Raw genomic sequence first — 1,260 nt, 5'->3', positions numbered from 1 at the left:
TTAGACGCCATTAATTCAAGTTGGCGTTGGTTGTCATTGCTTGATGAACAACCCGCCAATGCACCAAAGGCGAGAAAGAGACACAGTAATTTTTTCATAAATTAAAACACTTTTTTGAACGGTTTTACGATCACGTTTTCGTAAACGCCCGCCGCCACATAAGGATCGGCGTCAGCCCATGTTTTGGCATCTTCCAAAGAGGAAAATTCAGCAATGACTGTCGAACCAGTAAAGCCGGCTTCTCCTGGGTTATCAGAGTCGATCGCTGGCATTGGACCTGCGGTAAGTAAACGACCTTCATCTTGAAGCTGTTGCAAGCGTTCTAAATGTTGAGGACGAACGCCCATACGTTTTTCCAATGAGTTCTCAACGTCCTGAGAAAAGATGACGTACCACATAGCATAGTTCCTTAATTGGTGGGGTAAAGTGTTAATTTAACGTCTTTTTTGAACCTCTCACAAGTGAACAATAGAAAATGTGAGATTCTTCCTAGCAATTCGATTTTATGACGACTTAGCTTTGCACTGGACGTGGTTTGCCTTCACTGTCGATGGCTACATAGTTAAAGGTTGCTTCACAAACCATGAAACGATCTTCGATGCCGTCTACTTTCACTGGTTTCACCCAAACTTCTAGGTCAACGCTCATAGATGTACGGCCGATTTTCTTACACACGCCGTAACAACAAACCACGTCACCTACGCTGACTGGTTTTTTAAATGTAATGCTTGAAACAGAAACGGTAACGACGCGACCAGAACAGATCTCTTTCGCCAGAATCGCACCCGCCAAGTCAAGTTGAGACATTATCCAACCACCAAAGATATCGCCGTTTGCATTTGTATCAGCGGGCATTGCAAGGGTACGAAGCAGAAGCTGGCCTTTCGGAGAGTTAAATTCTTGGCTCATAGTGACATCCTAAATCTTCAAGGGCGCTCAAAAAAAGCGCAAATATGGTGTGCCAATAAGAATACTAATGCAGTAATTATTGGTCCGTTGAACAAAACAGCGACCCGAAGGTCGCTGTGAATAATACATTTGCGCGGATTATAGCAAAATTGAGTTTTTAATCATCAACCGAGACATCGGAGGAGTTATTTTTCTCTTCCTTTGGCATGTGCTTGTAAATGTAGACACCAGTAGCAATCATGTAGGCGAAGGTGGCGATCAGCATTCCAAATACTTTGAAGTTAACCCAAACATCCAGAGGTAGCTCGTAAGCGATGTAAATGTTTAGGCCTGCAAAAAATGAGAAGAAGC

At 43.3% G+C, this 1,260-nt stretch carries 3 protein-coding genes; all 3 read right to left on the bottom strand.

Going from position 1 to position 1,260, the window contains the following annotated elements:
- Positions 1 to 101: 101 nt before the first annotated feature.
- Positions 102 to 398 (bottom strand): YciI family protein, encoded by a 297-nt coding sequence (locus tag R8269_RS24835; RefSeq protein WP_005481648.1) that lies wholly within the window; start codon positions 396 to 398, stop codon positions 102 to 104.
- Positions 399 to 513: 115 nt separating this feature from the next.
- Positions 514 to 909, bottom strand: coding sequence for an acyl-CoA thioester hydrolase YciA (gene yciA / locus R8269_RS24830; RefSeq protein WP_005459205.1), 396 nt, complete (start codon positions 907 to 909; stop codon positions 514 to 516).
- Between the two features lie 157 nt (positions 910 to 1,066).
- The coding region (locus R8269_RS24825) for a septation protein IspZ (RefSeq protein WP_318222859.1) at positions 1,067 to 1,260 on the bottom strand (194 nt) is incomplete at its 5' end.

Source organism: Vibrio sp. Vb0667, assembly GCF_033391095.1.
Note: the sequence above shows the minus strand (reverse complement) of the source record. Positions and strands in the feature narration are given on the sequence as shown.

Bases quoted from the DNA above. Each gene is read 5' to 3' on its own strand.
- R8269_RS24835 (WP_005481648.1), bottom strand. From the start codon at position 398: ATGTGGTACGTCATCTTTTCTCAGGACGTTGAGAACTCATTGGAAAAA.
- yciA (WP_005459205.1), bottom strand. From the start codon at position 909: ATGAGCCAAGAATTTAACTCTCCGAAAGGCCAGCTTCTGCTTCGTACC.